Consider the following 25,653-nt stretch of genomic DNA (forward strand, 5'->3'; position numbering starts at 1 on the left):
CGTTGCACGTTGTTTGGCTGCATGTTTAGTCGGGTCTTTACGCCCAACTTCAATAAACTGAAAATCGTTGCTCATTTCGTATTACCCCGCTATGACAGGTATTGCAGGTTCAGATCGGGAAATGTAGTTATGCAGTGGGCATTTCCATTCACAATAAGGGTTACCACAGTCTAGGCAGCGGTCGGCTTGCTCTTTTACCTGTGGTTGGGCAAAAGGCTGATAAATCTCAATAAACTGCGTTGCACGTTGTTTGGCTGCATGTTTAGTCGGGTCTTTACGCCCAACTTCAATAAACTGAAAATCGTTGCTCATTTTTACTTACCCCGCTCTGACTGCTAGTGCTGGTTCTGATGGTTCTAACTTCAACAGATCGCTAAGTTCTACATTCTTAGGTTTGACTAAGATGAAGCAATCTATCCAGTTGTCGAAATCGCTTAGAATCATCTTGGCGTGTTCACTGTTGGTTTCTTTTACATGTTGCTCAATCAAATCACGCAGATGTTGCTGCTGAATCGGCGACTGTACCTTGTGGGTATCGACCATTTCGGTATTCACCCGTGGGGTAAAGTGGCCGTATTGATCAAATACGTAAGCAAAGCCGCCTGTCATGCCAGCGCCAAAGTTAACGCCGGTTTTACCCAGTACCACTACAATGCCGCCAGTCATATATTCACAGCCGTTATCGCCAAGTCCTTCAACGACGGCAATAGCCCCCGAGTTTCTAACCGCAAAGCGCTCACCGGCTTGACCTGATGCGAATAACTTACCGCCTGACGCGCCATACAAACAGGTGTTACCTAGGATGGTAGAGCGCTCAGCTTTAAACGGGCTACCTAACTGCGGATACACACAAATTTTACCGCCTGACATGCCTTTACCAACGTAATCGTTGGCGTCACCGCAAAGCATGAGCTCGAGACCCGGCGCATTCCACACACCAAAACTTTGACCTGCACTACCGTTAAATTTCAAGGTGATTGGCGCTTTGGCGCCATCACGGCCAACATGAGTCGCAATATAGCCAGATAAGCTCGCGCCTACTGAGCGGTCAGTATTGTTGATACTGAACATTTCACATATTGATTCACCGGCTAGAACGGCTTCTTTACAATCTTCAACTAAGCGCTGATTAAGAGTACCGGGGTCAGATGGTCGGTTTATCTCGCGCCAAGTCACTGCCGAGGTCTCTGGTACGATAGGGCGATACAATATCGGTGCTAAGTCGAGTGCTTGTTGGTTGGCGGTTTCACCTTCAATTGCCGCCAACCAATCGCTGCGACCGACTAGCTGTTCAAACTCGGTGACACCTAAAGCTGCCATGTATTCACGGATCTCTTGGGCGACGAATTCAAAATAGGTCATCACGCGTTCAGGTAAGCCATGATAGTGCTCGTTACGTAGCTTTTTGTTTTGGGTTGCGACGCCTGTAGCACAGTTGTTTAGGTGGCAAATACGCAGATATTTACAACCTAGTGCAATCATAGGTACGGTGCCAAAACCAAAGCTTTCGGCGCCAAGTAGTGCAGCCTTAATCACATCTTTACCGGTTTTTAAGCCGCCATCCACCTGTAGGCGGATTTTATGGCGCAGACCGTTTGTAACCAGTGACTGATGCACCTCTGCAAGTCCAAGCTCCCATGGACTCCCGGCGTATTTAACCGAAGTAATTGGGCTCGCACCTGTACCGCCGTCGTAACCAGAGACTGTAATCATGTCGGCGTAGGCTTTAGCAACGCCGGTGGCAATGGTGCCGACGCCGGGTTCTGATACCAGTTTGACAGAGACGAAGGCGTTAGGATTAATTTGTTTAAGATCGAAGATCAGCTGAGCTAAGTCTTCAATCGAATAGATATCATGGTGCGGCGGTGGTGAGATTAACGTCACACCTGGACGTGCATTACGTAGCGCGGCAATTTCGACACTGACTTTGTCTCCGGGAAGTTGACCGCCTTCGCCAGGCTTAGCCCCTTGAGCCACTTTAATCTGTAATACTTCAGCGTTAACTAGATAGTGAGCCGTCACGCCAAATCGGCCCGATGCTATCTGTTTAATCGCAGAATTTCCTTCGGTGCCAAAGCGGCGTGGATCTTCTCCGCCTTCACCTGAATTTGAGCGTCCGCCTAAACGGTTCATAGCAACCGCTAATGCCTCATGCGCTTCAGGGCTGAGGGCGCCAATACTCATAGCTGCACTATCAAAGCGTGGATAGAGGTTTTTGGCCGTTTCCACTTTATCGACGGCAACGGCTGCAAGTTCACCTTTGACCTCAATTAAATCGCGCAGCGTCGCAATAGGGCGGTTATCGACCAGCTCAGTAAAGCGTTTATAGGCCGGATAATCTTGATCCCTTAAGCTAGCTTGCAGTGTATTAACCACATCTGGGTTAAAGCAATGATACTCGCCACCTTCAACATACTTAAGTAAACCACCTTGAGATAATGGCTGATGCGCTCTAAATGCATGCTTATGGAGCAACAGCTGATCTTGTTCAATGAGATCAAAAGTCGCACCTTGAATACGGCTAATAACACCATTAAAGCAAAGTTCGACCACTTCATTGGCAAGGCCAACGGCTTCAAACTGCTGGCTACAGCGATAAGAGGCGACAGTACTTATCCCCATTTTAGACATGATTTTACGCAGACCTTTATCGATCCCCTGACGGAAATTAAGCATTAGGTCGCGGGTGTGACTGACACCATTGCGCTGAGCGAGATCTGAAATGCACTCGTAAACTAAGTAAGGGTAGATAGCCGTCGCGCCGAATCCGAGTAATACCGCAAAGTGGTGTGGATCGCGAGCCGATGCTGTTTCTACGATGATGTTGGTATCGCAGCGCAGATGATTATTAACCAGCACATGTTGCACCGCACCAACCGCCATGGCTGCTGGGATCACTTGCTTTGATTTAGCTGTGGCGCGATCAGATAGTACAAGTAAGGTGGTACCTGAGCGTGCTAGGCGCTCTGCTTCATCACAGATACGTTTAACTGCCGCTTCTAAGCCTTCATTCAGGTCGTAGTTTAAGTCGACAGTGTTAGCTCGATAGTAGGTGCTATCTAACGCTAACAGCTGATTGAAATCGCTAAATAAGAGTACTGGGGAGTTAAACATCACGCGATAAGCATGGCCTGTCGTTTCATTAAACAGGTTTTGCTCACGGCCAGCACAAGTGGTTAGCGACATGACGTGCTTTTCACGTAATGGGTCAATAGGCGGGTTAGTCACCTGAGCAAACTTTTGACGAAAATAGTCATAGAGGGTGCGTGACTTTTTAGATAACACCGCCATAGGCGTATCGTCGCCCATTGAGCCTGTGGCTTCTTCACCTTTTTGTGCTAATACCCAAATAACTTGCTCTAACTCTTCACGAGAATAGCCAAATTGCTTTTGGTATTGCAGTAATTGCGTATCATTAAATTCACGCTTACCTTGATCGTTTGTTCCAAACTCTTCAGCAGGTTTTAATACCTTACTGTTCTTAGCCATCCATTGCTTATATGGATGACGACGCTTTAGATCGTTATCGATTTCAAAAGACGAATACAGCTGGCCGTTAAGCGTATCAAGTACTAACAGTTCACCGGGGCCTACGCGGCCTTTTTCGATGACTTCATCAGGCGCGTAATCCCAAATGCCGACTTCTGAGGCAAGGGTTAGAATACGATCTTTAGTAATCACGTAGCGTGATGGACGCAGACCATTTCGGTCTACAGCGCAGGCGGCGTGACGACCATTGGTCATTACAATCCCTGCGGGCCCATCCCATGGCTCCATGTGCATTGAGTTAAAGTCATAGAAGGCTTTTAATTCAGCATCCATTTCTGGGTTGCTCTGCCACGCCGGTGGAATGAGGAGACGCATTGCGCGGTAAAGATCCATGCCGCCAGCAAGTAACATTTCGAGCATATTATCAAGAGACGATGAATCGGAACCCGTTTCGTTTACAAAAGGAGCCGCTTGTTGGAGATCTGGCAGTAAAGGCGCATGAAATTTATAAGCACGGGCTCTTGCCCATTGGCGGTTACCTGTAATGGTATTGATTTCACCATTATGAGCTAAGTATCTAAAGGGTTGAGCCAACGGCCACTTAGGTGATGTATTGGTTGAAAAGCGCTGGTGGAATAAGCAGATTGCACTTTGTAGGCGTATATCTGCCAAGTCGCTATAAAAAGCGGGCAGATCTGCGGGCATCATCAGGCCTTTATAAACGATAACTTGCCCGGATAGGCTGGCAACATAAAAGTCTTTATCGTGGCTGAGCTGCTGTTCTACTCGTCGCCTTGCCATATAAAGGCGTCGCTCTAAATCTTTTTCACGCCAGCCGATAGGGGCGTTAATCAATACTTGTACAATATTCGGTTGGCTGGCTTTGCCGATAGGCCCGAGTACATCACTATTAACGGGAACATTACGCCAGCCTGCGACACTCAAGGTTTCTTTTTGAAGCTCAGTCTCAAGCAGTTGCTTAGTTTGAGAAGCTAGAATGGTATCTTGGCTAAGGAAAAGCATACCGACAGCGAAACGGCGGCTAAGATGCCAGTCATTTTCTTCGGCTATTGCTTTAAAGAAGCTAATTGGTAATTGCATTAATAGACCGCAACCGTCACCGGTACGACCATCAGCTGCAATTCCGCCACGATGCTTCATTCGGTCTAGGCCGTGAATCGCGGTACGTACAATACGGTGGCTTGCCTCACCGTCCATTTGAGCTATTAGCCCAAATCCACAATTGTCCCGCTCAAAACTTGGATGATATAAGCTCATTACTACACTCCCTAACCTTTACTGATACAACTCGGGAGAAAAAGCAAAAAATCTCTATAGATATGCACCCGAATCAATCAAATTAACCTCAAGCGGCTTAAAGGTCAAACCAAATTGTTGCATAAAAAATAACGAGTAATGGCTATTTCATACACTTGTATTAACGGGTTTACCTTAACGTAAACTGCTGAATGGCACGTATAACGTTATGAATAAAAAGGATTTTGAAATGCTTGCTTTCATTTCGCCTTTTGTTTGTAACGGAAATGTTGATTGTATCTGCTTTCAGTAAAGTGATTTTTCTTGCACATACAGTGAAATGATAATCACTTTTACTTATGACTATTTATGCATGAGACGATATTAATGTAATAAGGATGACGAAGTGATGACATAAAAAAGTCACTTTTAGGAATCGAGGTCTTTACGGTTATTTGAGCTGGCGCTAATTAATGTATTGCAGAAGTGGTTAAAATGGCGCAAATTTTTTACCTAGGTGATAGAGCAGTTGGGACTGGATAGTTACGTAAATACCTTCGGTGGTGTGTGTAAGCAAAAATATGGTGAGCGGATCCGCAAGCTGACTATTGATGCTAAGTTCACATGTCCAAATCGTGATGGCACTTTAGGCAAGGGTGGTTGTACTTATTGCAATGTGGCTTCTTTTAGTCATGAACATAAGACAGAGCTTTCTATTCAAGAGCAGTTGGCGCAAGGGCGTGAGCGCTTATCATCTAAGTCATCGAAATATATTGCATATTTTCAAGCCTATACCAGTACCTATGATGAGTATCTCGTATTAAAGCAAAAGTACGATGAAGCGATACAAGACAGCGATATCGTAGGACTTTGTGTTGGCACTCGACCCGACTGTGTTCCAGATGATGTATTAGAGCTCTTAGTGGGTTATCAAAATGATGGCGTCGATGTGTGGCTTGAATTAGGTCTACAGTCAGCGAATGATCGCACTTTAAAGAAGATAAACCGCGGCCACGACTTCGCTGCCTATGAAGATACAGTTAAGCGAGCTCGACATCTAGGCATTAAGGTGTGCACTCACTTGATCTTGGGTTTACCTGGCGAAGGCCATGAAGACTACCTTGAAACCTTGGACAAGGTACTAGCAGTTGGCGTTGATGGCATAAAGCTGCATCCACTGCATATAGTAGAAGGAAGTACGATGGCTAAAGCTTGGCGTAATAACAAGATGGAGCTGCTTGAACTCGAAACGTATGCCTATAGTGTTGGAGAGCTCATTCGATGGACTCCTAAAGAGGTGATTTTCCATCGAGTTACCGCATATGCCAAAAAACCTATGTTGTTAGCACCAGACTGGTGTGCCTATCGTTGGAATGGACTGGTGGCAATTGTTGATGATCTTAAAGCCAAAGGTGGTCAGGGAACCTATTTGAATATTGAAGCTTAAGCTGTTAGGTCGCTTGGGTTAAACATTCAAATTGATGGGTAAACAAGTCACTCTTGGGGTACTTTGTTTAATGTTAGGTTGCTAAATGGTTAAATTTGCGGGAATTTTAACCGCCTGTGACACTAGTAGTTGCACCTAAGATTTTAGCGGGTATTATGTGGTAAAATCGTATTTTTGTATACACGGCAATATTTTGAGAGGTGCCTAAATGGCAACAGCTGAATTAGAATCAATCTTGGATCTTAATACACTGGAGCAGTACTGCAGTGCAATTGGTGCAGGTACGCTACTTAAAAGCGTCGTTTTATTTGAACAACTTATGCCTGAATATGTCGGCAATTTAGTTAGTGCACAAGAAGCAAATGACAAAGATACACTTTGCAGCGAAGCACACAAGTTCAAAGGCGCTGCGGGTTCAGTAGGTCTTAAGCGTATTCAGCAATATGCTCAGCTTTTACAACACGGCGAAGAAGCTGGTTGGGAACAAGAACATGCTGCTTGGCTAGGTGAAATTGTCGCATACGCGTCAAAAGATCTGCAGCAATTAAAAGAGTATTTAGAGTCTAAGGCTTAATTTTTAATTAACGTCAGCTTCTAAATTGATAGCGCCGTAGGAGGTATCCACAGCGCTATTTTTTTATCTGTTATTAAGCAGTAACAGCAGATTATCTTGTACATTTTTGATTCAGTTCACAGTCTACTAGTTCTAATCCCGAGTTAGCTTAGGGATTTATGATAGAGTTAGATTGAACGATTAGATAAATGATGACATTGGTAATCTACTTTATGAAACATCTCCCCAGTTTAAAGAATCTGTTTTATTTGGTTAATCTGCACCAAGAACAGAACTTCAACCGAGCCGCAAAAATATGCCACGTTAGCCAGTCTACCTTGTCTAGCGGCATTCAAAACCTTGAAGAGCAATTAGGCCATCAGCTGATTGAGCGTGATCACAAGTCCTTCATCTTCACTGCCATTGGAGAGGAAGTGGTGATGCGCTCGCGCAAGTTGTTAACTGATGTTGATGATTTAGTCGAGCTGGTCAAGCATCAGGGTGAGCCGATGACCGGTGAGATCCGCTTAGGCTGTATTCCAACCATCGCGCCATTTTTATTGAGTAATGTTGTTCAACGTTGTAAGCAGGTTTACCCTGATTTAACCCTATTTTTGAAAGAGGATACAACCGACCGCCTGATTGATGCATTAGGTAAAGGTGAACTCGATTTGCTATTACTGGCGCTGCCTGTGGATACCAGCGGCTTTCACAGTATGAAGGTGGGGATCGATCCATTTAAAATGGTGGTGCATAAAGAATTAACCGATGAGTTTCATGAGCCGATTGATTATCAAGACTTGCCTGATGAAAGTATATTTTTACTGCAAGCTGAACACTGTATTACCGGACATGCCATCACAGCTTGTCAGTTAGGTGATAGCGTTAAGATTAATCCTTTTGCGGCAACGAGTTTGCACACCTTAGTACAGATGGTAAATTGCAAATTAGGCACAACATTCCTACCGCAGATGGCCATAGATGCGGGGATTTTAAATAATACCGATTTAACTATGATGGCCCCGCCAGGCGAAACACCCTATAGAGATATTGGTCTGGTGTGGCGTCAGACATCGAGCAGAATTTTAACTTTTAGAACCTTAGGCTTAGAAATCCAAAAGTTGCTTGAACAAGATGAAAAATAGATAGTTGGTATGACTAAAACAAAAAAGCCGATAATATTATCGGCTTTTTTGTTTTCTATTTTTTTACTAGAGTGACTTTCTAGCTATTCTTTGGCGTTACACCAAACACTTCAATGGAGTGTTGCTTACCTTTAAGCTTGATTGGGCCTAGGCTATTAAGGTCATATTGAGAGTCGCTATATTCAAGACGTGATTGCAGTGAGCCAGAAATCAGCATGCGCTGACCTAGTGGGTTACACTGATCTTGTAATCGAGCTAAGGTGTTTAGCACATCGCTAAAGAAACTGATTTCTTGCTTCTGTACGCCAACAACAGCGGCGACGACTTGCCCACAATGCGCAGCAGCCTTAAATTTTGGCACAAAGCCATACTGCTCTTCAAAGTAACGTCTCTGCCAGCTCAGCTGCTGACTAAACTCATGATAAATATTAAAACAGCGATCTTCTTTTATCCCGTCTTTTAATGGCCAATGGATAAGTACTGCATCACCCATATAACGATAAATTTCGGCTTCATTATTGGTAACTGTGTCGGCTAGCAAGCTGAAACTATCTTGAATTAAACGACTGAAACGGTAATCACCTAAGGATTCTGCGTGGGTAGTCGATGCCACCATGTCTAGATACAGAAATAAACGTTGTTCATACCTAGGCTTATGATATTTACCTAAACCGATATTAAGTAACACTCTAGGTCCAACCAATAATGCCATTTGCTCAATAAATGCAAGACCAACACGAACCACAACGAGATAGACGATTAGTGCTTGGAATGAAGGGCTATAAAGAATATGCGCAGTTAACATCTGCCGCAAAGTGGTCATGTGGTTTTCAATCGCCCACATATTTAGGTATTGGGTGATATAGGCCAGGGTTGTTGCACCGAGCAATAAAAACAGGCCTTTAAATACGACTGAAAACACATAAGGTAAGCGGTTGATAGCACTAAAATCTGCAATCAAGTTCGACATCCAGTGAAGGCTGCCGAAAATAAGACCCATATAAATAGAAAGCGTGGCTAAATCAGCGGAGCCAATGGCCCACTGTGGGAGTTCTGGAGTTTGTGCGTATCTAAAAAATACGAAAGCCGCCATGGCCGAAGTCCAAGCGAATATAGCAAAGGCTAATTTTTTCGCTTGTATTTGTGCTTTCACTATTAAGGGGGTATCCAAATACTACATAATTTTAGGAGGCGCTATTTTATAGAATATTCCCCTACTTTGACTAGTAGTATTTGTGATCTAAGTCAAATGAGTGTGAGTTTTGGCCAAAAAACAACTTAAAGGAGCTGCGAAAGTATTTTTTGAGTAAATTGAGTCTTTAAATAAAAGCCTCTTGGATTAGTTTGAGTGACTTGTCCATCGCGGCCGATGCTATTGGTGACGACATGACTATTTGCTGCTTTTGGACGTAATTGCAGAACTTCGCCATGGCGAGCGGTGACTTTATCGACTTGTCCCATGCTAATCATCTCCATGATCTCCTCCCAGTCTTGTCTTAGGAGTTCACTTTCCTCAATTGATGGTTGCCATAAAATGGGGGAGCCAATCTGGCGCTCGACTAGGGGGATTTCTCGGTCGCCTTGCACCGGGATCCACAATACCTGTTGGAGTTTGTGGCAAACCACACTGTTTTCCCATGTTAACCCTTGAATATTGGTCAGTGGGGCGACGGTTACGTATGTGGTTTCTAACACTTTACCTTGTCTGTTGACTGGAATTGTCTTCAGCTCTATACCCAAGTGTACGAAATCCTGTTCAGGCTTTGATCCCGCTAAGGCACCAAGCTCCAGCTCTATCAACTGACCAACCCAGCCCTTATGGCGTTTCAGATCATTTGGCATCTCAATATCGTGATAATCTGCAAGTTGGCCTAGTGTTAAACCTGCCATTGATTCAGCGCGTTGCATCAGCTCTTCGATGCTTTCAGGTGAGTTCAGTGATTTTTTCATATGCATAATTCTACCTAAATAATGGCGTTTATCAAATGAGTATGAAAAATGAGCAGCGGCTTGGTTGCGTGATGATAACGCCAATGCTGGCATCTAAGTTGGTGAATTTAATGGGGATCTCATTCGCTATTTTTATCAGCGGTTCAGTTTCAGGTAAGTTACACCACAGCTGTCCCTCTTTTCCAACATAGTTATCCACAGATTTATTGGATAACTTGAGTTTATTAATGAGCTACTGTAATAAATCTGTTCTGTCAATCTAATTGAATGGGGCTTTTTTGCTTTTTTTAAGCAGAAAACGGTTGAACTTGTGAATAACCTCCTTGTGCTTACAGCTTTGTTATTGCATTTAATTTTACCGGTTAAAAAGTGAGCAGTTCGTAAGTTTTTTGCCAGTTTGGTTTTTGCGTTGTTATTTAAGTGGTTGTTTTTTATGTGTATAAAACTATTTTTATTGCTAAGGTAAAATTAATAAACCAATGTAAAAAGCATGACTTATTAGACTTTAATTGAGTTTCCAACAGAGATATCCACAGTTTTTGTGGATATCATGAGTTCTTCTTCTGACCCTCTGTTGATAAGGTTGGCGTATCAGACATTTTATCCAGAGGTTTGTGGGTAACTGATATTTGCCGCCGGACACGCTTTGTGAAACAATCAAAAGATTAATAGTTAATAGTTCGGAGTCCATGTGATTGATAGTGACGGCTTTCGCGCAAATGTGGGCATCATTATCTGTAATCGCTTTGGGCAGGTTATGTGGGCAAGACGGTTTGGCCAACATTCCTGGCAATTTCCTCAGGGTGGCGTTGACGATGGAGAGTCAGCAGAAGAAGCCATGTATCGAGAGTTATACGAAGAAGTAGGATTAAAGCCAGAACATGTGCAAATTCTAACATCGACGCGATCATGGTTACGCTACCGATTACCTAAGCGGTTAATCAGACAAGATAGTAAACCTGTGTGTATAGGGCAGAAACAGAAATGGTTTTTGCTGCAATTAAAAAGTGCTGAGAACGCCATCGATCTTAACGCCAGCGGTCATCCAGAATTTGATGATTGGCGTTGGGTGAGTTATTGGTATCCAGTTAGACAAGTTGTTTCTTTTAAGAGAGATGTTTACCGAAAAGTCATGAAAGAGTTTGCATCGACCACTTTACCTCTACAGGTTAAAGAGTCGAATAATAGAAGACGAGGTATGCGTAGAGGCTAAATTGGGAGGTTTGCGCTAGTGCTAAAAACACTGAGAGATATTACACAAGCAGTTGCATCCGCACGCGATCTTCAATACGCGTTAGAGCTACTTGTTACGCAAACCAAACACGCTATGGCTACAGAGTGTTGCTCTATCTACATATTAGAAGAGCAACAACTGGTTCTTTCTGCAACCGACGGCTTAGACCCCGCAGCGGTTAATCGCGTTAAACTTCCCGTTACACAAGGCCTCGTAGGTTTAGTCGCTCAACGAGAAGAGGCTATAAACTTAGCCGATGCACCATCCCACCCGAGATTTAAATTACTTCCTGAAGTTGCTGAAGAAGCCTATAGCGCTTTTCTTGCTGTTCCCATCATTAATCAAAAATCGGTTATTGGCGTTATCGTGGTTCAACAAGTACAAGCTCGACAATTTAGTGAAGGAGAAGAAGCCTTCTTGATGACGTTAGCTGCCCAGTTAGCCGTGGCGATTAAGGGGCTCACGCATAGAGTTCAGTCTAGCAGTAGCCTTCAGCAGCGTTACTACACAGGCAAGCAAGCCTCCAAAGGTATCGCGATTGCACAAGCCTTGATGCTTGGTGGGCAGATTTCATTTGAACTTGTTGAGCGGCGTTGTAAATCAATTGTTGATGAAGAAGATCGTCTTCAAGATGCAATGAGTCGCTGTAAAGATTTGCTCGTTGGCTTATCTCAACGTTTCAATAGAGAGCAAGATGAAGAGGCGGCTTCGATTTTTAAAGCGCTGCTACTGTTACTTGATAAAGCCAGTTTAGCCGGTGAATACATTAAAGAAGTTAGAGCTGGATGGACTGCTGAAACCGCTGTATGTCAGGTGTCTAAGCGTTATATTGAACACTTTGGTTCGATGAGTGATCTGTACTTAAAAGAACGAGCAAGTGATATACGAGATATTGGCCAACGTGTTCTTAGGCAGTTAATTGAACCGAATAAGATCTTTTTAGAACCGGAAACGCCGGTGATCTTAATTACTCGCGAAGCCACTACAAGCTTATTAGCGGAATTCCCCAGACAAAAACTCGCGGGAATAGTTACTGAGCTGGGCGGTGCCAACTCTCATGCGGCTATTTTAGCTCGGGCGATGGGAGTGCCTGCGATTGTTGGTGTGAAAGGCATATTAAGCGCCAATATTGAAAAGTCTCAAGTTATTATTAACGCCAGTCGCGGTCAGGTGATTATTGAGCCCTCTGGGATTGTACTGTCTGAATATCGAAGCTTAATCGCGGCGCAAAAAGAGCAGCAAAGACAGTACGCGCAAGAACTCTCCCTTAAAGCCGTGACAATTGATGGTAAGCGTATTTATCTCTATATCAATAGTGGGCTATTAAGTAGCGTCGATTCGGAAACCGGTGTCGACTCAGATGGTATTGGACTGTATCGCACCGAAATCCTGTTTATGATCAAGCAATGCTTTCCTGGTGAAATAGAGCAGTTAGAAATTTATCGCAAGGTACTAAAGGCTGCGGGTAATAAGCCAGTGGTGATGCGAACTCTCGACGTCGGCGGAGATAAACCGCTGGATTACTTCCCCATTATTGAAGATAACCCGTTTTTGGGCTGGCGTGGCATTCGTTTGTCACTGGATCATCCTGAGCTATTTCTTGTCCAATTAAGGGCGATGTTACAGGCGGCAATTGATACTGAGCAGCTACATATTTTGCTGCCAATGGTCAGTAATCTTGAAGAGATAGATTTAGCCATTATCTATTTAGAGCAGGCGTGCCAAGAGCTAACGGCTGAGCTTGGTAAGCTAATTACTAAGCCAAAAATAGGCATTATGCTTGAAGTACCAGTTCTGCTTTATCAGCTCGATGAAGTGGCAAAACGAGTGGACTTTGTCTCTGTGGGCTCCAACGACTTAACTCAGTATTTATTAGCCGTCGATCGTAATAACCCTAGTGTTAGTCCGCTATTTGATAGTTATCATCCAGGAGTGCTCAGAGCGCTTAAATTTGCTGTCGAGCGTTGCAATGATTACCAACTGCCAATTAGTGTTTGTGGGGAGCTGGCCGGAGAGCCCATTGGTGCAGTACTGCTTGTCGCTATGGGGTATGAGCAACTAAGTATGAACCAAGCGAGCTTGGCCCGTATAAACTATCTGCTTAGACGTGTTTCACAGCTTGAACTTAGCGAGTTGTTAGTTAAGGTGTTGAAACTTAATAGTGGTGAAGAGGTAAGATCCTTGGTGAGTCAGTATTGTGATCAAAAAGGACTTTTAGCCATACTCAGTTAAAACAGTATTTTTTAAAAGTATGCTCATTAAAAGTACACTTATTAAAAGTATGCTTAGTAAAAGAAGCCTGAGTATAAGTATGCTTGGCCTATGAACTTACTCTTGATTCCTTTAAGCTAAAGAGATAATAACAACCTAAGGTAGCGCTCGTGGAAAGCTGGCTATATATATTATCCATTTGCCTTGTTCTAGGCGCTGTGATTGGCTTTATGGCTGGGCTTTTAGGGATCGGTGGCGGATTGATTGCCGTGCCAGCGTTATTGCATATCTTGCCACAAGTCGGCATTACATCCGAAAAACTGCCCCATGTTGCAATTGCAACCTCTTTAGCTGCCATCATTCTCACTTCGCTTTCATCTGCACGTGCGCATCATAAGCGGGGCAATATTCCTTGGTCACTATTTAGGTCCATGCTGCCAGGGTTTGTATTGGGCGCGCTATGTTCTGGCTTTATTTCTGAAATGATTGCCGCCAAATATTTACAACAAATCTTTGCGGTATTTGTCATCCTGATGGCGGCGCAGATGGCTTTTCCATTTAAGGCAGAATCAAACCGAACTATGCCAGCCCCTATGAACTTGTTCTTTGCTGCGACAGCAATAGCTATTATCGCGGCGCTGATGGGCATTGGTGGTGGGGTGCTTTTGGTCCCATTTTTAACGTGGTGCGGGCTGCAGATGCGTTTTGCTGTGGGCTTCTCAGCAGCTACTGGGTTATTAATCGCCTTGTTCGGCAGTATTGGTTATACGCTGGCTGGTTGGGGTGCGGTTGGTTTACCTGCATGGACCTTAGGTTATATCTATTTGCCGGCGTTGATTGGTATTGTATCGACATCGATGTTGATGGCACCAGTGGGCGCAAGAGCTGCGAGTAACTTACCCACGGCAAAATTAAAGAAGATTTTCGCTATATTGCTTGCCCTTGTTGGGCTTAAACTTGTTTTAGCATAATGTTCTACTGGGTAAATTTCGGTAGTATTTATTCGTTTAGCGCTGAGGATAAACTTAGCTTCTTTTTTTATAGGTAGATAATAATGAAACAGTATTTAGATCTTTGTCAGCGTATTATTGATGAAGGGACTTGGGTTGAAAATAGCCGTACGGGTAAACGTTGTCTTACCGTTATTAATGCTGATCTGGTTTATCATGTCGATAAAAATGAATTTCCGCTTATCACTACGCGCAAGAGTTTCTATAAAGCGGCGATCGCTGAGCTTCTAGGGTATATCCGAGGTTACGATAACGCTGCTGATTTTAGAAGCATAGGCTGCAATACCTGGAATGCCAATGCGAACGATAATGAAGCTTGGTTGAATAACTCACACCGTAAAGGCACCGATGATATGGGGCGCGTTTATGGCGTTCAGGGGCGCGCTTGGAGCAAACCTGATGGTGGTACGGTCGACCAGTTACGTAAAATCGTAGATGATTTATCTATGGGAGTTGATGATAGAGGCGAAATTTTAAGCTTCTATAACCCTGGTGAGTTTCATATGGGTTGCCTAAGACCTTGTATGCATACCCATAACTTCTCATTGGTGGGTGATACTTTACATCTGACTAGCTTTCAACGTTCATGCGATGTTCCACTTGGTCTTAACTTTAACCAAGTTCAGGTGTTTACCTTGCTTGCGTTAATGTCACAAATTACAGGGTACAAAGCGGGTAAGGCATTCCATAAGATTGTGAACGCACATATTTACGAAGATCAGTTAGAACTGATGCAGAATGTGCAATTAACACGTGAGCCTTTTGCGTCGCCGAAGTTGGTGATCAACCCAGACATTAAGTCACTTGAAGATTTAGAAACCTGGGTAACAATGGATGATTTTGAAGTGACGGGTTATGAACACCATGAACCGATTAGTTATCCATTTTCAGTGTAGTATTGTGCTATAGCTTACCATCTAAAACTCGCTTAACGGCGAGTTTTTGCTTTAACATTTTATTAAACCTCTTAAAGTCAATTCTTGATCTGCTTCTTATTTTACATTTGAAATTCTATGCTAAAAAATCACTGACATCTTAGTGGCTTAAGCTTGTATTCAGCTTGCTTTCAGCGGTTGTATGCTTAAAAATTGAGTAAATGCTCGTTATTTTCGAGTCGTCAATGATTTGTTTTTTAAATTGTTATTTTGTGTGAAAATTAAGCTCATAATATAGACCACCATTTTACTTCATAAAAAAGTGTGATCTTCAGCACTTTATTGTTATTGTGGCTTTTTAAAGCGTGATTATTCTATTAATGTTTGGTACTTATGCATACTAGTGTGTGGATCAATACTTCGGATATTCCGATGTTTGTAGTTGGCGCAAACGATTATTCAGGTTAATCGTATTCGGCTACACTCGGAAGTATTGAGATTTTATGGAGCGTATAAATGGAACGGGCAATTAGGAATTTTCTAAGCCAGGAATCAGCAGGTGGCATCTTATTGATGTTTTCTGTCGTGATAGCAATGATTTTTGCAAACTCACCGTTATCGGGTATGTATCAAGGATTTCTTGAAACAGAAATGCAAGTTAGGCTTGGTAGCCTAGATATCGATAAGACACTTATTCATTGGATTAACGATGGCTTGATGGCTATCTTCTTCATGCTTATTGGTTTGGAAGTGAAAAGAGAGCTGCTCGAAGGGGCGTTGTCTAGTCGTGCGCAGGCATCTTTGCCTACGTTTGCGGCGATTGGAGGGATGGTTTTTCCCGCTGCCGTTTATCTTATATTCAACTATTCAGACCCTATCACTCAGGTTGGATGGGCAATTCCTGCAGCAACAGATATCGCGTTTGCATTAGGTATTATGGCGTTACTAGGAAGCCGTGTACCAGTAGCGTTAAAAGTGTTCTTGTTAGCACTTGCGATTATCGACGATCTGGGTGTCGTGGTGATTATTGCGCTTTTCTACAGCACAGACTTATCGACAATCAGTTTGGTGGTCGCTGCTGCGGCGATTTTAGGCTTGATAGGCCTCAACCGAAAAGGGGTTACCTCACTCGGGCCATATGGCGTATTGGGACTGATTTTGTGGATAGCGGTGTTAAAGTCAGGCGTACATGCCACATTAGCTGGCGTTATTATCGCATTTTGTATTCCGCTTCGTGCAAAAGATGGCTCGTCGCCTTCTGAGAGTTTAGAGCACAGTTTACACCCATGGAGCACCTTCATTATTTTACCCATATTTGCCTTTGCAAATGCGGGTGTAGATTTAGGTGGCATGAGTCTGAGCTCAATATTGTCCCCAGTACCATTAGGTATTGCACTGGGTCTGCTTGTCGGTAAGCCATTAGGCATTATGTTGTTTAGCTTTATCGCGGTGAAACTTAAGCTAGCGGTATTACCTGACGGTATGGGCTGGAGACACATCACACCTGTCGCTGTGATGTGTGGTATTGGTTTCACTATGTCGATGTTTATCTCGTCACTTGCATTTACTGGCGAGGGGCAAATATACGGAGACTACGCAAGATTAGGGATTTTATTGGGATCATTAGCATCGGCAACCATAGGTTATTTCTGGCTGTCTAAGGTGCTACCAGAAAAAGGAGCAAAAGCATGAGAATGACATTATTAGCAATAGTTGTAGGACTGGGCTTTAGCTCCGCTGCATCGGCCAAGCAGATTGATATTTGTAATCAAGATATCGATAGTGTCGTATGCCAAAATTATCTTGAAGGTGTGGTTGATGGTGCTTTGATGTATAAAGGCGCTGCGGTCGGTAAACGATTAGAAAGTGACGGCTATGAGTCTCGTGCACTTAAATACCGAGGCGGTAAACGTTTTCAAGAAGCTAACCGGACTTTTTGTGAAGATAATCTTCCAGACAGAGATGCGCTTGTTGCAGGATTAGCAGAAGCTTTTTCAGCCGGTGAAATAAAGAAAACTGATGATTTAACAACGGTAATGTCAGGATTGTTGAACTGTCAGCGACTTAAGTAAATCAAGGTCAATGAATGAGGCAACTGAATAAGTTGCCTCATTTTTATATAAAATACTGAACTGACGTATTCCTACAGGTTAACATTGTTAATTTCGGCGCAATGTCGATTAACTTAAATGATAGTTGTGATGACAACAGTTCGATAGCTGCAAATAATTTAGTGTTATAACAAATTTTTCCGCTCAAATTTCCGAACGACGACTTATTCTGATCCGCACAATACGGTGGCGCTACCATGGTAAATCTAAACTATAATCACCTTTACTATTTCTGGATGATCCATAAAAAAGGGACGGTTGCGAAGGCGGCTGAGGCATTATGTCTAACTCCACAGACGGTTACCGGACAAATTCGTGTATTAGAAGCAAGCCTAAATGGTAGTTTATTCAAGCGAGTGGGGCGTTCATTAGAGCCGACAGAGTTAGGGGAGTTGGTATTTCGTTACGCAGATAAGATGTTTAGCTTAAGCTATGAGATGCTCGATCTGCTGAATTACCAAAAAGATGAGAACATCTTGTTTGAGGTCGGTATTGCTGCGGCGCTGTCAAAAGCACTGACGAGCCGAGTATTATTGTCTGTAGTACCAAGTGATGGTTCTATGCATTTAGCCTGTTATGAGTCGACTCATGAAGATTTAATGACACGCCTACGTGAACATAAGCTGGATATGATCTTGTCTGATTGTGCAGGCGAAAGCCTTAAGTACCCAGAGATTTTATCTAAGCAGTTAGGTGAGTCTGGTGTCGCATTTTTCTCAGCAGAAACCTACTCCAAGCCTTTTCCACAGTGTTTAGAGCAAGGCAAGTTATTGATCCCAGGAAGACGTAGCTCGCTTGGCCAACAGCTAGTGCGTTGGTTTGATGAAAAAGCACTTAACGTGAGTATTCTTGGTGAGTTTGATGATGCTGCTATGATGAAATCGTTTGGTTTTTTCAAGCAAGGTATTTTTGTTGCGCCGTCGATTTATAAGCAAGATATTTTGGCCCATGGCATGATGCTTCTTGGCGAAACTTCTGAAATTAAAGAAGTCTACCATGTGATGTTTGCTGAGCGAATGATTCAGCATCCAGCTGTAAAACGTTTGTTAGAAACCGATTTTACTGAGTTATTTGCCGGTAATGATTTGACTGTTCAGCAGCTTTGATATTCTTGCTTGAATAAAGTGTTAGTCCCACATATAAGTTCGAATGGCTAAGACTTCGACTTGCGTAAGTAACTATTAATTTGACGCTATCTATAAATCGACACCATTACTTGGCTACTGTTACACTAGCGCCACTATCAATAAGATATAAAAATTGGAGTTTCACTTTGTCTGATACAAGCCAAGAACCAATGAAGTTACCTAGAGTTAAGTGGGCGTGCCGCAGAGGTATGCTTGAGCTAGATGTATTGTTTCAACCTTTTGTTGAACAGCAATATGAAGCTATGTCAGTTAACGATAAAAACATTTTTGTCAGGCTTCTGGAGTGCGAAGATCCGGAGCTGTTCGCATGGTTCATGGGGCATGAAGTGTGTAACAACCCAGAATTTGCTGAAATGATTATTAGAGTTCGTGGACGTCCAGCAGCATAGCGTTGATGTTCGTAGCTCTTTCGGCCAATGTCTCTCGTTGGCCGTTATCGCTCTTGTCTGTTTAAGCTCTTTTCTTATTTGGCCTTACGCTGAAAACACCCTCTACTCTCTGTCCAAATCCCTGTTGTTTATTGCTTGCAGTATTTTTTTTATGTGGCAGTTTTGGCGCCTAAGAAAATGGCGTTGCAGCTTTGTTATACGCGCCGACAGTACGGGTAAACTCGTGGGTGATATGGATTTTGTCTTGATAGGAAAACCCGTCATTACGCCTTTTGCCGTCATGTTTGATGTCAGCTCGGGACATCGGCAAAAAAGGGTCGTGGTGTGGGCTGATATGCTTGACGACACAAACTTTCGTCATTTGTGTCGTCTACTTCAATTAGCCACTCAAAGCAGAGCGACTAACATACATAATTGATTTAATTTGGTTGCAGGATCGTTGGCTTAGGCGACGGGTCCTTGTTGGGATGATCTATGTTGTAATGCAAGCCGCGACTTTCTTTGCGCTCCATTGCACAACGAATGATCAACTCAGCCACTTGAACTAAGTTACGCAGTTCTAGCAAGTTATTACTGACTCTAAAGTTACTGTAATACTCTTGGATTTCCTGTTGTAGCATTATGCAGCGGCGTAGCGCCCGCTCAAGACGTTTATCTGAGCGCACAATGCCGACGTAATCCCACATGAAAAGGCGCAATTCATGCCAGTTATGGGCAATAACCACTTCCTCATCTGAATTAGATACTTGGCTTTCATCCCAAGCAGGCAAAGTGCCAGGCATTGGGATTTTACCTAGCTGACTTTCAATGTCTTCAGCTGCAGCTCTCGCAAAAACTAAACACTCAAGCAGAGAGTTACTGGCCAAACGATTCGCGCCATGAAGACCGGTATAAGCCACCTCGCCAATGGCATACAAGCCATTAAGGTCAGTTTGTCCGTGTAGATCTGTCATCACGCCGCCGCAAGTGTAGTGGGCTGCTGGAACGACCGGAATAGGATCTTTGGTGATATCAATTCCAAACTCTAAGCAACGCTTATAGATAGTCGGGAAATGCTTAATAATAAAGTCTGTAGGCTTATGAGTGATATCTAAATATACGCAGTCTGAACCTAAGCGTTTCATCTCAAAGTCAATGGCTCGTGCCACGATATCTCGTGGAGCAAGTTCCGCGCGCTCGTCAAATTCGGGCATAAAGCGAGTGCCGTCTGGGCGACGTAAAAACGCGCCTTCACCACGAAGCGCTTCAGTCAGTAAAAAGTTGCGCGCATCGGCATGGTATAGGCAGGTTGGATGGAATTGGTTGAACTCCATATTGGCCACTCGACAACCCGAGCGCCATGCCATGGCGATACCATCACCTGAAGCAATATCAGGATTAGAGGTATATTGGTAAACTTTAGAGCTGCCACCCGTGGCTAGTGCGACAAAGCGGGCTTTAACCGTTTCAACATGTTCTTCATCTCGGTTCCATATATAAGCACCCTGTACGCGATTCCCTGGTCGATTTAGTTTACGTGTGGTAATTAAATCGATGGCGTTATAGCGCTCGAGAACTTGAATGTTCGGATGGTTACGCGCTTGATCTTGCAGTGTCACTTGGACTTCTTTGCCCGTGGCATCGGCGGCATGTAAAATGCGTCGGTGGCTATGGCCGCCTTCACGAGTCAAGTGGTAAGGTGCTTCTTCTTTACTACCAGCAGGTAGCTCCTCTTTATCGAAAGCCACTCCGCAGTCAATTAGCCATTGCAAGGCGGCTTTGGCATTTTCGGCGGTAAATTTAACCACCGGCTCGTCACAAAGCCCAGCTCCTGCAACTAATGTGTCGGCAACATGAGACTCAATAGTGTCCCCTTCGTCAAAGACTGAGGCGATACCGCCTTGGGCATAATAGGTTGAGCCTTCACTTAGCGGCCCTTTGGAAAGTAAAATAACTTTTGATTTTTCAGCAAGATGCAAAGCTAAAGTGAGACCGGCAGCTCCACTGCCGATAACCAAAACGTCAGATTGGTGTTCAACTACTTGTTTCATCAGGTATCATAGAGTTATTAGGGAGTCTGACTATGGTAAACCATGATGCTGTATATGGATACTTTCATAGTTCGCATATAAAGAAATCAAAGCTTCCATAAAAGAAAATCACATCTTTGCAAAATTTTTTAGAACTTTTTTGAAACGCGCTAGTCTACATAAGTGAATATGATTCGAGCGGCTGAGAAATCAGTATTAGATTTAGGAGTAGTCGGCTCGGATGAGTGGACAAATAAGTGATCAACAATTAGTTGAGCGCGTGCAGCGTGGAGACAAAAACGCTTTTAACCTTTTGGTGCTGAAATATCAAAACAAGGTCGCGAACCTGATATCTCGTTACGTACGAAATCAGGCCGATGTTGCCGATGTTTCGCAGGAAGCTTTTATTAAAGCTTACCGTGCATTACCCAATTTTCGTGGTGAAAGTGCGTTTTATACTTGGTTGTACCGCATAGCAGTAAATACTGCTAAGAATCATCTGGTCGCTCAAGGGCGTAGAGCCCCAGCCAATGATGTCGATGCTGAAGAAGCTGAATATTATGATGGCAGTGATGCACTAAAGGAGTTTGCCTCCCCAGAGCGTCTCGTTTTGTCAGAAGAAATTCAAAAGGTGATTTTCGACACCTTAGACACATTGCCAGAAGAATTGAAGATGGCAATCTCATTTAGAGAACTTGATGGTATGAGTTATGAAGAGATTGCTAATGTCATGGATTGCCCTGTAGGCACTGTAAGATCTCGGATCTTCAGAGCGCGAGAAGCAATCGATAAAAAGCTTAAGCCGTTGCTAGAACGTTAGCATCTTAAATAAAGATAGGTGAATAATGGATAAGTTAGGTCAGGAATGGGTATCTGCTGCAGTCGATGGTGAAATTGACGAGCACACGTTAGCTGAATTAGCGGCTGACACAGATTCACATGAGCAGTGGCGTGATTATCATATGATTGGCGATGCCATGCGTGGTGAGCTCCCAAAGACAATGTCTTTTGATCTCAGTGCAAGCATTATGGCGGCTATTGATGACGAGCCTGCGATTGTTGCGCCTCAGCCAACAACGGTAGCTAAGGAATCGACTAGCGTATCAAGTGGTAAAATTATTCCACTATTTAAGCAATTTGGCCAATACGCCATTGCTGCATCGGTTGCTTTGGTTGCTGTTGTCGGTGTGCAAAACTACAACCAAGATACCTTGATGGATAACTCTCCATTACCAGTGCTAAATACGCGACCTTTAATTGGTAGTGCATCACCCGTTAGCTTACAAACAGGTGCTGTACAGCAGAACCAAAGTTATACGAATGATCAGGTCGTAGACCAGCGTCGTCGTATTAATGCCTATATCCAAGATCATATGTTGCAACAAAGATTGAATAATGGAGTGAATATCGACGACAATAGTGAGGTCGATACTACACCTGTTGCTCAATAATGAGGAGTTAGCTTGCGTCTAATCCTATTGGCTATTATAGCCATGAGTTTTCCCGCGATGGCGCGGGAAGATATGCCCGCCAAAGCTTGGCTAGAAAATATGAGCCAAGCCCTGCGAGAACAAGAGTTTAAAATTTCCCTTATCCAACTTCAGGCAGATCATATTCGCCCTTTAGTTTATATTCACGGTAAAGTTAATGATGAAGAAGTGGCCTTTTTAGAGCATCTAAATGGACCACCTAAAAACGCTGTGCGTGTCGGTAATACTGTGACTTTTATTGAGCATGATCAACCTGCTTACAGCGTGCATTCCAATCGAATTCAAGGGGTTATCCCTAGCGCATTTGCCGATGATGTTTCTAAACTGGAACAAGGCTATCAGTTTGTATTAGGCGGTCGTAGCCGTATCGCTGGCCGTCCTGGGCAGCTGGTACGTATTATTCCTATCGATAATAATCGCTATGGTTACCAGATTTGGTTAGACATGGATACCTACTTGCCACTACGTTTTGACATGATAAGTGGTGATAAGCAGTTGCTCGAACAATTACTTGTGGTTGAGTTACTTGTGCTGGATGAAGTTCCTGCAATTTTAAAAGAAGCCTACAAACAAGAATGGCCTGCTGTGATGTCTCAATCAGACAGAGAAGGTGGTGAAGATTGGCAATTTAGCTGGCTTCCCGCTGGTTTTAAAGTGTTAATAAAAGATCAGCATAGACTGATAGGTAGCAAAGAAGCGGTTGAATATATCGCGATTAGTGATGGTTTAGCCAGTATCTCTGTTTATGTGGCTAAAGCGGGTGAGGCACCATTACCCGAAGAGCTGGTTACTCGTAATGGCCTATCTCTCGCTACAGAACGAGTGGGTAATGCCGAAGTGGTTGCTGTTGGTAAAGTGCCAGCTGAAACGCTAAGTCGCATTGCCAAAAGCATCATGTTGCAGTAATGAAGGTTCTATCATGATGGAAGAAGTCGCTAGAGTTGTCGCCAATGGCAACTCTGGTTGGGTGGTTGTCGAAGTCGAAATGAAAAGTGCCTGTAATCACTGTGACAGTAGTGATTCCTGCGGTACTTCGGCTGTATCTAAAGCCTTTTCCCCTAAGGTGCAGCGTTTTTCAATCCAAAGCGAACTGTCATTTGTTAAAGGTGAGCGCTTAAAGCTAGGCTTACCGGAAAGCGTGATCTTAAAGGCGGCAGCCTTAGTCTATATGCTGCCATTAATAGGTTTTTTCATAGGCGCATTGGCTGGTAGTCAATTAGCCGTGTTAACCGATACCCACCCTGATTTACTCTCGATTTTAGCTGCATTACTTGGTGGAATCACTTTTTGGGCTATCGGCAAAAAGGCGGCTAAGAAGTTAGAAGCACAAGCACAACCTGTGATAATTAAGTCTCTGGGGAAGCCAATTGAAATAGGTTAAAAACGGTCGTATTGGTGTCGCCGTTATCTTTTCCACAGCAATCACACTATATAAATTGGTATTAAAGCTGCGATCGGGTACAATTCTGCACTTTAAAATTTTTATCAACTTCGAGTTAAGTCATCCCAGCATAATGAAGCATATTAGAAACTTTTCAATTATTGCCCATATTGACCACGGCAAATCAACACTCTCAGATCGCCTTATTCAAGAATGCGGTGGCTTAACCGATCGTGAAATGGCTGCGCAAGTTCTTGACTCAATGGATATTGAGCGTGAGCGCGGTATTACGATTAAAGCGCAAAGCGTTACCTTGGATTATGTGGCCAATGATGGTGAAACTTACCAGTTAAACTTCATTGATACTCCTGGTCACGTTGACTTCTCTTATGAAGTATCGCGCTCACTTGCTGCATGTGAAGGGGCATTGTTGGTGGTTGACGCGGGTCAAGGTGTTGAAGCACAAACCCTAGCAAACTGTTATACCGCTCTTGAAATGGACATGGACGTAGTGCCTGTTCTGAACAAGATCGATCTGCCGCAGGCTGATCCAGATCGTGTAGCAGAAGAAATTGAAGACATCGTGGGTATCGAAGCGACAGACGCCGTGCGTTGTTCTGCTAAAACCGGTATTGGCATTAAAGATGTACTTGAAGTCATTGTGGCGCAAATTCCACCACCAGAAGGTGATAAAGAAGGGCCGCTACAGGCTTTGATTATCGATTCTTGGTTTGATAGCTACTTAGGCGTCGTGTCGCTAGTACGTGTCAAAAACGGCGTGCTAAAAAAAGGCGACAAGTTTAAAGTGATGTCTACAGGACAAAACTATAATGCTGATCGTGTTGGTATTTTTACGCCTAAGCAAACCGATACTACCGAGCTAAAAACGGGTGAAGTTGGTTTTGTTATTGCAGGTATTAAAGAGATCCACGGTGCACCAGTAGGTGATACCTTGACTCACGCTAAGCACGGTGCAGATAAACCTCTTGCAGGTTTTAAAAAGGTTAAACCGCAAGTTTATGCGGGTTTATTTCCAATCTCTACCGACGATTACGAAAACTTCCGTGACGCACTAAACAAGCTAAGCTTGAACGATGCTTCATTGTTTTTTGAGCCTGAAACCTCCTCAGCGCTTGGTTTTGGTTTCCGTATTGGTTTCTTGGGTCTGCTCCATATGGAGATTATTCAAGAACGTTTGGAGCGTGAGTACAACCTTGAGCTGATTACGACTGCGCCAACAGTAGTGTATGAAATTGTCACTACCAGTGGCGATACCATTTATGTAGACAACCCATCGGATCTGCCAGCGATTAACAATATCGCTGAAATGCGTGAGCCAATTGTTGAGACCAATATTTTGGTACCAAAAGAATACTTAGGTAACGTGATTACCTTATGTATTGAAAAGCGTGGCGTACAAACTAATCTTGTTTACCATGGTAACCAAGTGGCGTTGACTTACGAATTGCCGATGGCAGAAGTGGTGATGGACTTCTTCGACCGTTTAAAATCAACCAGTCGCGGTTATGCTTCTCTTGAGTACAACTTTATCCGCTTTGAGCCTGCCGACATGGTGCGCTTAGATATCTTGATTAACGGCGACAGAGTTGATGCCTTAGCGATGATTATCCATAAAGGATTGATCCGCTCTAAAGGTCTAGCACTAGTGAATAAGATGAAAGAACTTATTCCACGTCAGATGTTTGATATTGCGGTGCAAGCGGCGGTTGGTAGTCAGGTTATTGCTCGCTCGTCGATTAAAGCGATGCGTAAAGACGTAACGGCTAAATGTTACGGTGGTGACGTATCTCGTAAGAAAAAGCTACTGAATAAGCAGAAAGAAGGTAAAAAGCGTATGAAGCAGGTTGGTAACGTTGAAGTGCCACAAGAGGCATTCTTAGCGGTACTGAAGCTTAACGATTAAACAAATTCGTTAAAAATTGTTTATATATCG

At 43.6% G+C, this 25,653-nt stretch carries 22 protein-coding genes and 1 pseudogene; 18 read left to right on the forward strand and 5 right to left on the reverse strand.

Annotated features, from left to right (window positions below; all coding sequences use genetic code 11):
- Positions 1 to 120 precede the first annotated feature (120 nt).
- Both ACVBIL_RS00005 and gltB read right to left on the reverse strand, forming a co-directional pair.
- Positions 121 to 312 (reverse strand): annotated as a pseudogene (locus ACVBIL_RS00005) (glutamate synthase small subunit); the annotation flags it as partial.
- A 6-nt stretch (positions 313 to 318) separates the two neighbouring features.
- Positions 319 to 4,767: a glutamate synthase large subunit gene (gene gltB / locus ACVBIL_RS00010; RefSeq protein WP_447164954.1), complete on the reverse strand. Its 4,449-nt coding sequence runs from the start codon at positions 4,765 to 4,767 to the stop codon at positions 319 to 321.
- Positions 4,768 to 5,275: 508 nt separating this feature from the next.
- On the opposite strand from gltB, the gene ACVBIL_RS00015 reads away from it, so the two are divergent.
- The 3 genes from ACVBIL_RS00015 to oxyR all read left to right on the forward strand — a co-directional run bounded on the left by ACVBIL_RS00015 (position 5,276) and on the right by oxyR (position 7,891).
- Positions 5,276 to 6,193, forward strand: coding sequence for a TIGR01212 family radical SAM protein (locus ACVBIL_RS00015; protein ID WP_447164955.1), 918 nt, complete (start codon positions 5,276 to 5,278; stop codon positions 6,191 to 6,193).
- 208 nt (positions 6,194 to 6,401) lie between these two features.
- On the forward strand, positions 6,402 to 6,767 hold the full coding sequence (locus tag ACVBIL_RS00020; RefSeq protein WP_447164956.1) for an Hpt domain-containing protein: 366 nt from the start codon (positions 6,402 to 6,404) through the stop codon (positions 6,765 to 6,767).
- Between the two features lie 212 nt (positions 6,768 to 6,979).
- On the forward strand, positions 6,980 to 7,891 hold the full coding sequence (gene oxyR / locus ACVBIL_RS00025) for a hydrogen peroxide-inducible genes transcriptional activator OxyR (protein ID WP_447164957.1): 912 nt from the start codon (positions 6,980 to 6,982) through the stop codon (positions 7,889 to 7,891).
- Positions 7,892 to 7,970: 79 nt separating this feature from the next.
- On the opposite strand, the gene ACVBIL_RS00030 is transcribed toward oxyR, so the two are convergent.
- Positions 7,971 to 9,044, reverse strand: a complete 1,074-nt coding sequence (locus tag ACVBIL_RS00030) for an adenylate/guanylate cyclase domain-containing protein (protein ID WP_447164958.1) — start codon at positions 9,042 to 9,044, stop codon at positions 7,971 to 7,973.
- A 125-nt stretch (positions 9,045 to 9,169) separates the two neighbouring features.
- Entirely contained in the window at positions 9,170 to 9,841 is a 672-nt protein-coding gene (mutH, locus tag ACVBIL_RS00035) for a DNA mismatch repair endonuclease MutH (protein ID WP_447164959.1), read from the reverse strand.
- Between the two features lie 35 nt (positions 9,842 to 9,876).
- On the opposite strand from mutH, the gene ACVBIL_RS00040 reads away from it, so the two are divergent.
- From ACVBIL_RS00040 to ACVBIL_RS00085, 10 genes are all read left to right on the forward strand, one after another.
- A complete protein-coding gene (locus ACVBIL_RS00040) occupies positions 9,877 to 10,032 on the forward strand; it encodes a hypothetical protein (protein ID WP_447164960.1) in 156 nt (51 codons plus the stop codon).
- 500 nt (positions 10,033 to 10,532) lie between these two features.
- Positions 10,533 to 11,054 (forward strand): RNA pyrophosphohydrolase, encoded by a 522-nt coding sequence (rppH, locus tag ACVBIL_RS00045; protein WP_220768106.1) that lies wholly within the window; start codon positions 10,533 to 10,535, stop codon positions 11,052 to 11,054.
- Positions 11,055 to 11,072: 18 nt separating this feature from the next.
- Complete coding sequence (gene ptsP / locus ACVBIL_RS00050; RefSeq protein WP_447164961.1) at positions 11,073 to 13,307, forward strand: phosphoenolpyruvate--protein phosphotransferase; 2,235 nt, start codon at positions 11,073 to 11,075, stop codon at positions 13,305 to 13,307.
- A gap of 149 nt (positions 13,308 to 13,456) precedes the next feature.
- A complete protein-coding gene (locus ACVBIL_RS00055; protein ID WP_447164962.1) occupies positions 13,457 to 14,257 on the forward strand; it encodes a sulfite exporter TauE/SafE family protein in 801 nt (266 codons plus the stop codon).
- 83 nt (positions 14,258 to 14,340) lie between these two features.
- Positions 14,341 to 15,192 carry a thymidylate synthase gene (locus ACVBIL_RS00060; protein WP_447164963.1) on the forward strand — a complete coding sequence of 284 codons (852 nt, stop codon included), beginning with the start codon at positions 14,341 to 14,343 and terminating at the stop codon, positions 15,190 to 15,192.
- Between the two features lie 495 nt (positions 15,193 to 15,687).
- Positions 15,688 to 16,863 carry a Na+/H+ antiporter NhaA gene (nhaA, locus tag ACVBIL_RS00065; RefSeq protein WP_447164964.1) on the forward strand — a complete coding sequence of 392 codons (1,176 nt, stop codon included), beginning with the start codon at positions 15,688 to 15,690 and terminating at the stop codon, positions 16,861 to 16,863.
- A complete protein-coding gene (locus ACVBIL_RS00070; protein ID WP_447164965.1) occupies positions 16,860 to 17,243 on the forward strand; it encodes a hypothetical protein in 384 nt (127 codons plus the stop codon). The genes nhaA and ACVBIL_RS00070 overlap by 4 nt, the downstream gene beginning before the upstream one ends.
- Before the next feature lie 236 nt (positions 17,244 to 17,479).
- Positions 17,480 to 18,388: a transcriptional activator NhaR gene (gene nhaR / locus ACVBIL_RS00075; RefSeq protein WP_447164966.1), complete on the forward strand. Its 909-nt coding sequence runs from the start codon at positions 17,480 to 17,482 to the stop codon at positions 18,386 to 18,388.
- Positions 18,389 to 18,579: 191 nt separating this feature from the next.
- Positions 18,580 to 18,819 carry an FAD assembly factor SdhE gene (locus ACVBIL_RS00080; protein WP_447165117.1) on the forward strand — a complete coding sequence of 80 codons (240 nt, stop codon included), beginning with the start codon at positions 18,580 to 18,582 and terminating at the stop codon, positions 18,817 to 18,819.
- Positions 18,800 to 19,237 (forward strand): protein YgfX, encoded by a 438-nt coding sequence (locus ACVBIL_RS00085; protein ID WP_447164967.1) that lies wholly within the window; start codon positions 18,800 to 18,802, stop codon positions 19,235 to 19,237. The genes ACVBIL_RS00080 and ACVBIL_RS00085 overlap by 20 nt, the downstream gene beginning before the upstream one ends.
- A 1-nt stretch (position 19,238) precedes the next feature.
- On the opposite strand, the gene nadB is transcribed toward ACVBIL_RS00085, so the two are convergent.
- Positions 19,239 to 20,849: an L-aspartate oxidase gene (nadB, locus tag ACVBIL_RS00090; RefSeq protein ID WP_447164968.1), complete on the reverse strand. Its 1,611-nt coding sequence runs from the start codon at positions 20,847 to 20,849 to the stop codon at positions 19,239 to 19,241.
- A gap of 220 nt (positions 20,850 to 21,069) precedes the next feature.
- Between nadB and rpoE the strand changes: the two genes are divergently transcribed.
- The 5 genes from rpoE (at position 21,070) to lepA (ending at position 25,623) form a co-directional block, all read left to right on the forward strand.
- Positions 21,070 to 21,648: an RNA polymerase sigma factor RpoE gene (gene rpoE, locus ACVBIL_RS00095; protein WP_447164969.1), complete on the forward strand. Its 579-nt coding sequence runs from the start codon at positions 21,070 to 21,072 to the stop codon at positions 21,646 to 21,648.
- Positions 21,649 to 21,673: 25 nt separating this feature from the next.
- The gene (locus tag ACVBIL_RS00100) at positions 21,674 to 22,279 is read left to right on the forward strand and encodes a sigma-E factor negative regulatory protein (protein ID WP_447164970.1); all 606 of its coding nucleotides are present in this window, start codon (positions 21,674 to 21,676) and stop codon (positions 22,277 to 22,279) included.
- A 12-nt stretch (positions 22,280 to 22,291) separates the two neighbouring features.
- Entirely contained in the window at positions 22,292 to 23,224 is a 933-nt protein-coding gene (locus tag ACVBIL_RS00105) for a MucB/RseB C-terminal domain-containing protein (RefSeq protein ID WP_447164971.1), read from the forward strand.
- A 13-nt stretch (positions 23,225 to 23,237) separates the two neighbouring features.
- The gene (locus tag ACVBIL_RS00110; RefSeq protein ID WP_447164972.1) at positions 23,238 to 23,699 is read left to right on the forward strand and encodes a SoxR reducing system RseC family protein; all 462 of its coding nucleotides are present in this window, start codon (positions 23,238 to 23,240) and stop codon (positions 23,697 to 23,699) included.
- Positions 23,700 to 23,832: 133 nt separating this feature from the next.
- Positions 23,833 to 25,623, forward strand: a complete 1,791-nt coding sequence (gene lepA, locus ACVBIL_RS00115) for a translation elongation factor 4 (RefSeq protein WP_447164973.1) — start codon at positions 23,833 to 23,835, stop codon at positions 25,621 to 25,623.
- Positions 25,624 to 25,653: the final 30 nt, after the last annotated feature.

It is taken from the genome of Shewanella sp. 125m-7 (genome assembly GCF_052977045.1).

Bases quoted from the DNA above. Each gene is read 5' to 3' on its own strand.
- gltB (WP_447164954.1), bottom strand. From the start codon at position 4,767: ATGAGCTTATATCATCCAAGTTTTGAGCGGGACAATTGTGGATTTGGG.
- oxyR (WP_447164957.1), top strand. From the start codon at position 6,980: ATGAAACATCTCCCCAGTTTAAAGAATCTGTTTTATTTGGTTAATCTG.
- nhaR (WP_447164966.1), top strand. From the start codon at position 17,480: ATGGTAAATCTAAACTATAATCACCTTTACTATTTCTGGATGATCCAT.
- ACVBIL_RS00080 (WP_447165117.1), top strand. From the start codon at position 18,580: ATGAAGTTACCTAGAGTTAAGTGGGCGTGCCGCAGAGGTATGCTTGAG.
- nhaA (WP_447164964.1), top strand. From the start codon at position 15,688: ATGGAACGGGCAATTAGGAATTTTCTAAGCCAGGAATCAGCAGGTGGC.
- rpoE (WP_447164969.1), top strand. From the start codon at position 21,070: ATGAGTGGACAAATAAGTGATCAACAATTAGTTGAGCGCGTGCAGCGT.
- ACVBIL_RS00110 (WP_447164972.1), top strand. From the start codon at position 23,238: ATGATGGAAGAAGTCGCTAGAGTTGTCGCCAATGGCAACTCTGGTTGG.
- ACVBIL_RS00060 (WP_447164963.1), top strand. From the start codon at position 14,341: ATGAAACAGTATTTAGATCTTTGTCAGCGTATTATTGATGAAGGGACT.
- ACVBIL_RS00070 (WP_447164965.1), top strand. From the start codon at position 16,860: ATGAGAATGACATTATTAGCAATAGTTGTAGGACTGGGCTTTAGCTCC.
- nadB (WP_447164968.1), bottom strand. From the start codon at position 20,849: ATGAAACAAGTAGTTGAACACCAATCTGACGTTTTGGTTATCGGCAGT.
- mutH (WP_447164959.1), bottom strand. From the start codon at position 9,841: ATGAAAAAATCACTGAACTCACCTGAAAGCATCGAAGAGCTGATGCAA.
- ACVBIL_RS00100 (WP_447164970.1), top strand. From the start codon at position 21,674: ATGGATAAGTTAGGTCAGGAATGGGTATCTGCTGCAGTCGATGGTGAA.
- lepA (WP_447164973.1), top strand. From the start codon at position 23,833: ATGAAGCATATTAGAAACTTTTCAATTATTGCCCATATTGACCACGGC.
- ACVBIL_RS00020 (WP_447164956.1), top strand. From the start codon at position 6,402: ATGGCAACAGCTGAATTAGAATCAATCTTGGATCTTAATACACTGGAG.
- ACVBIL_RS00040 (WP_447164960.1), top strand. From the start codon at position 9,877: ATGAGTATGAAAAATGAGCAGCGGCTTGGTTGCGTGATGATAACGCCA.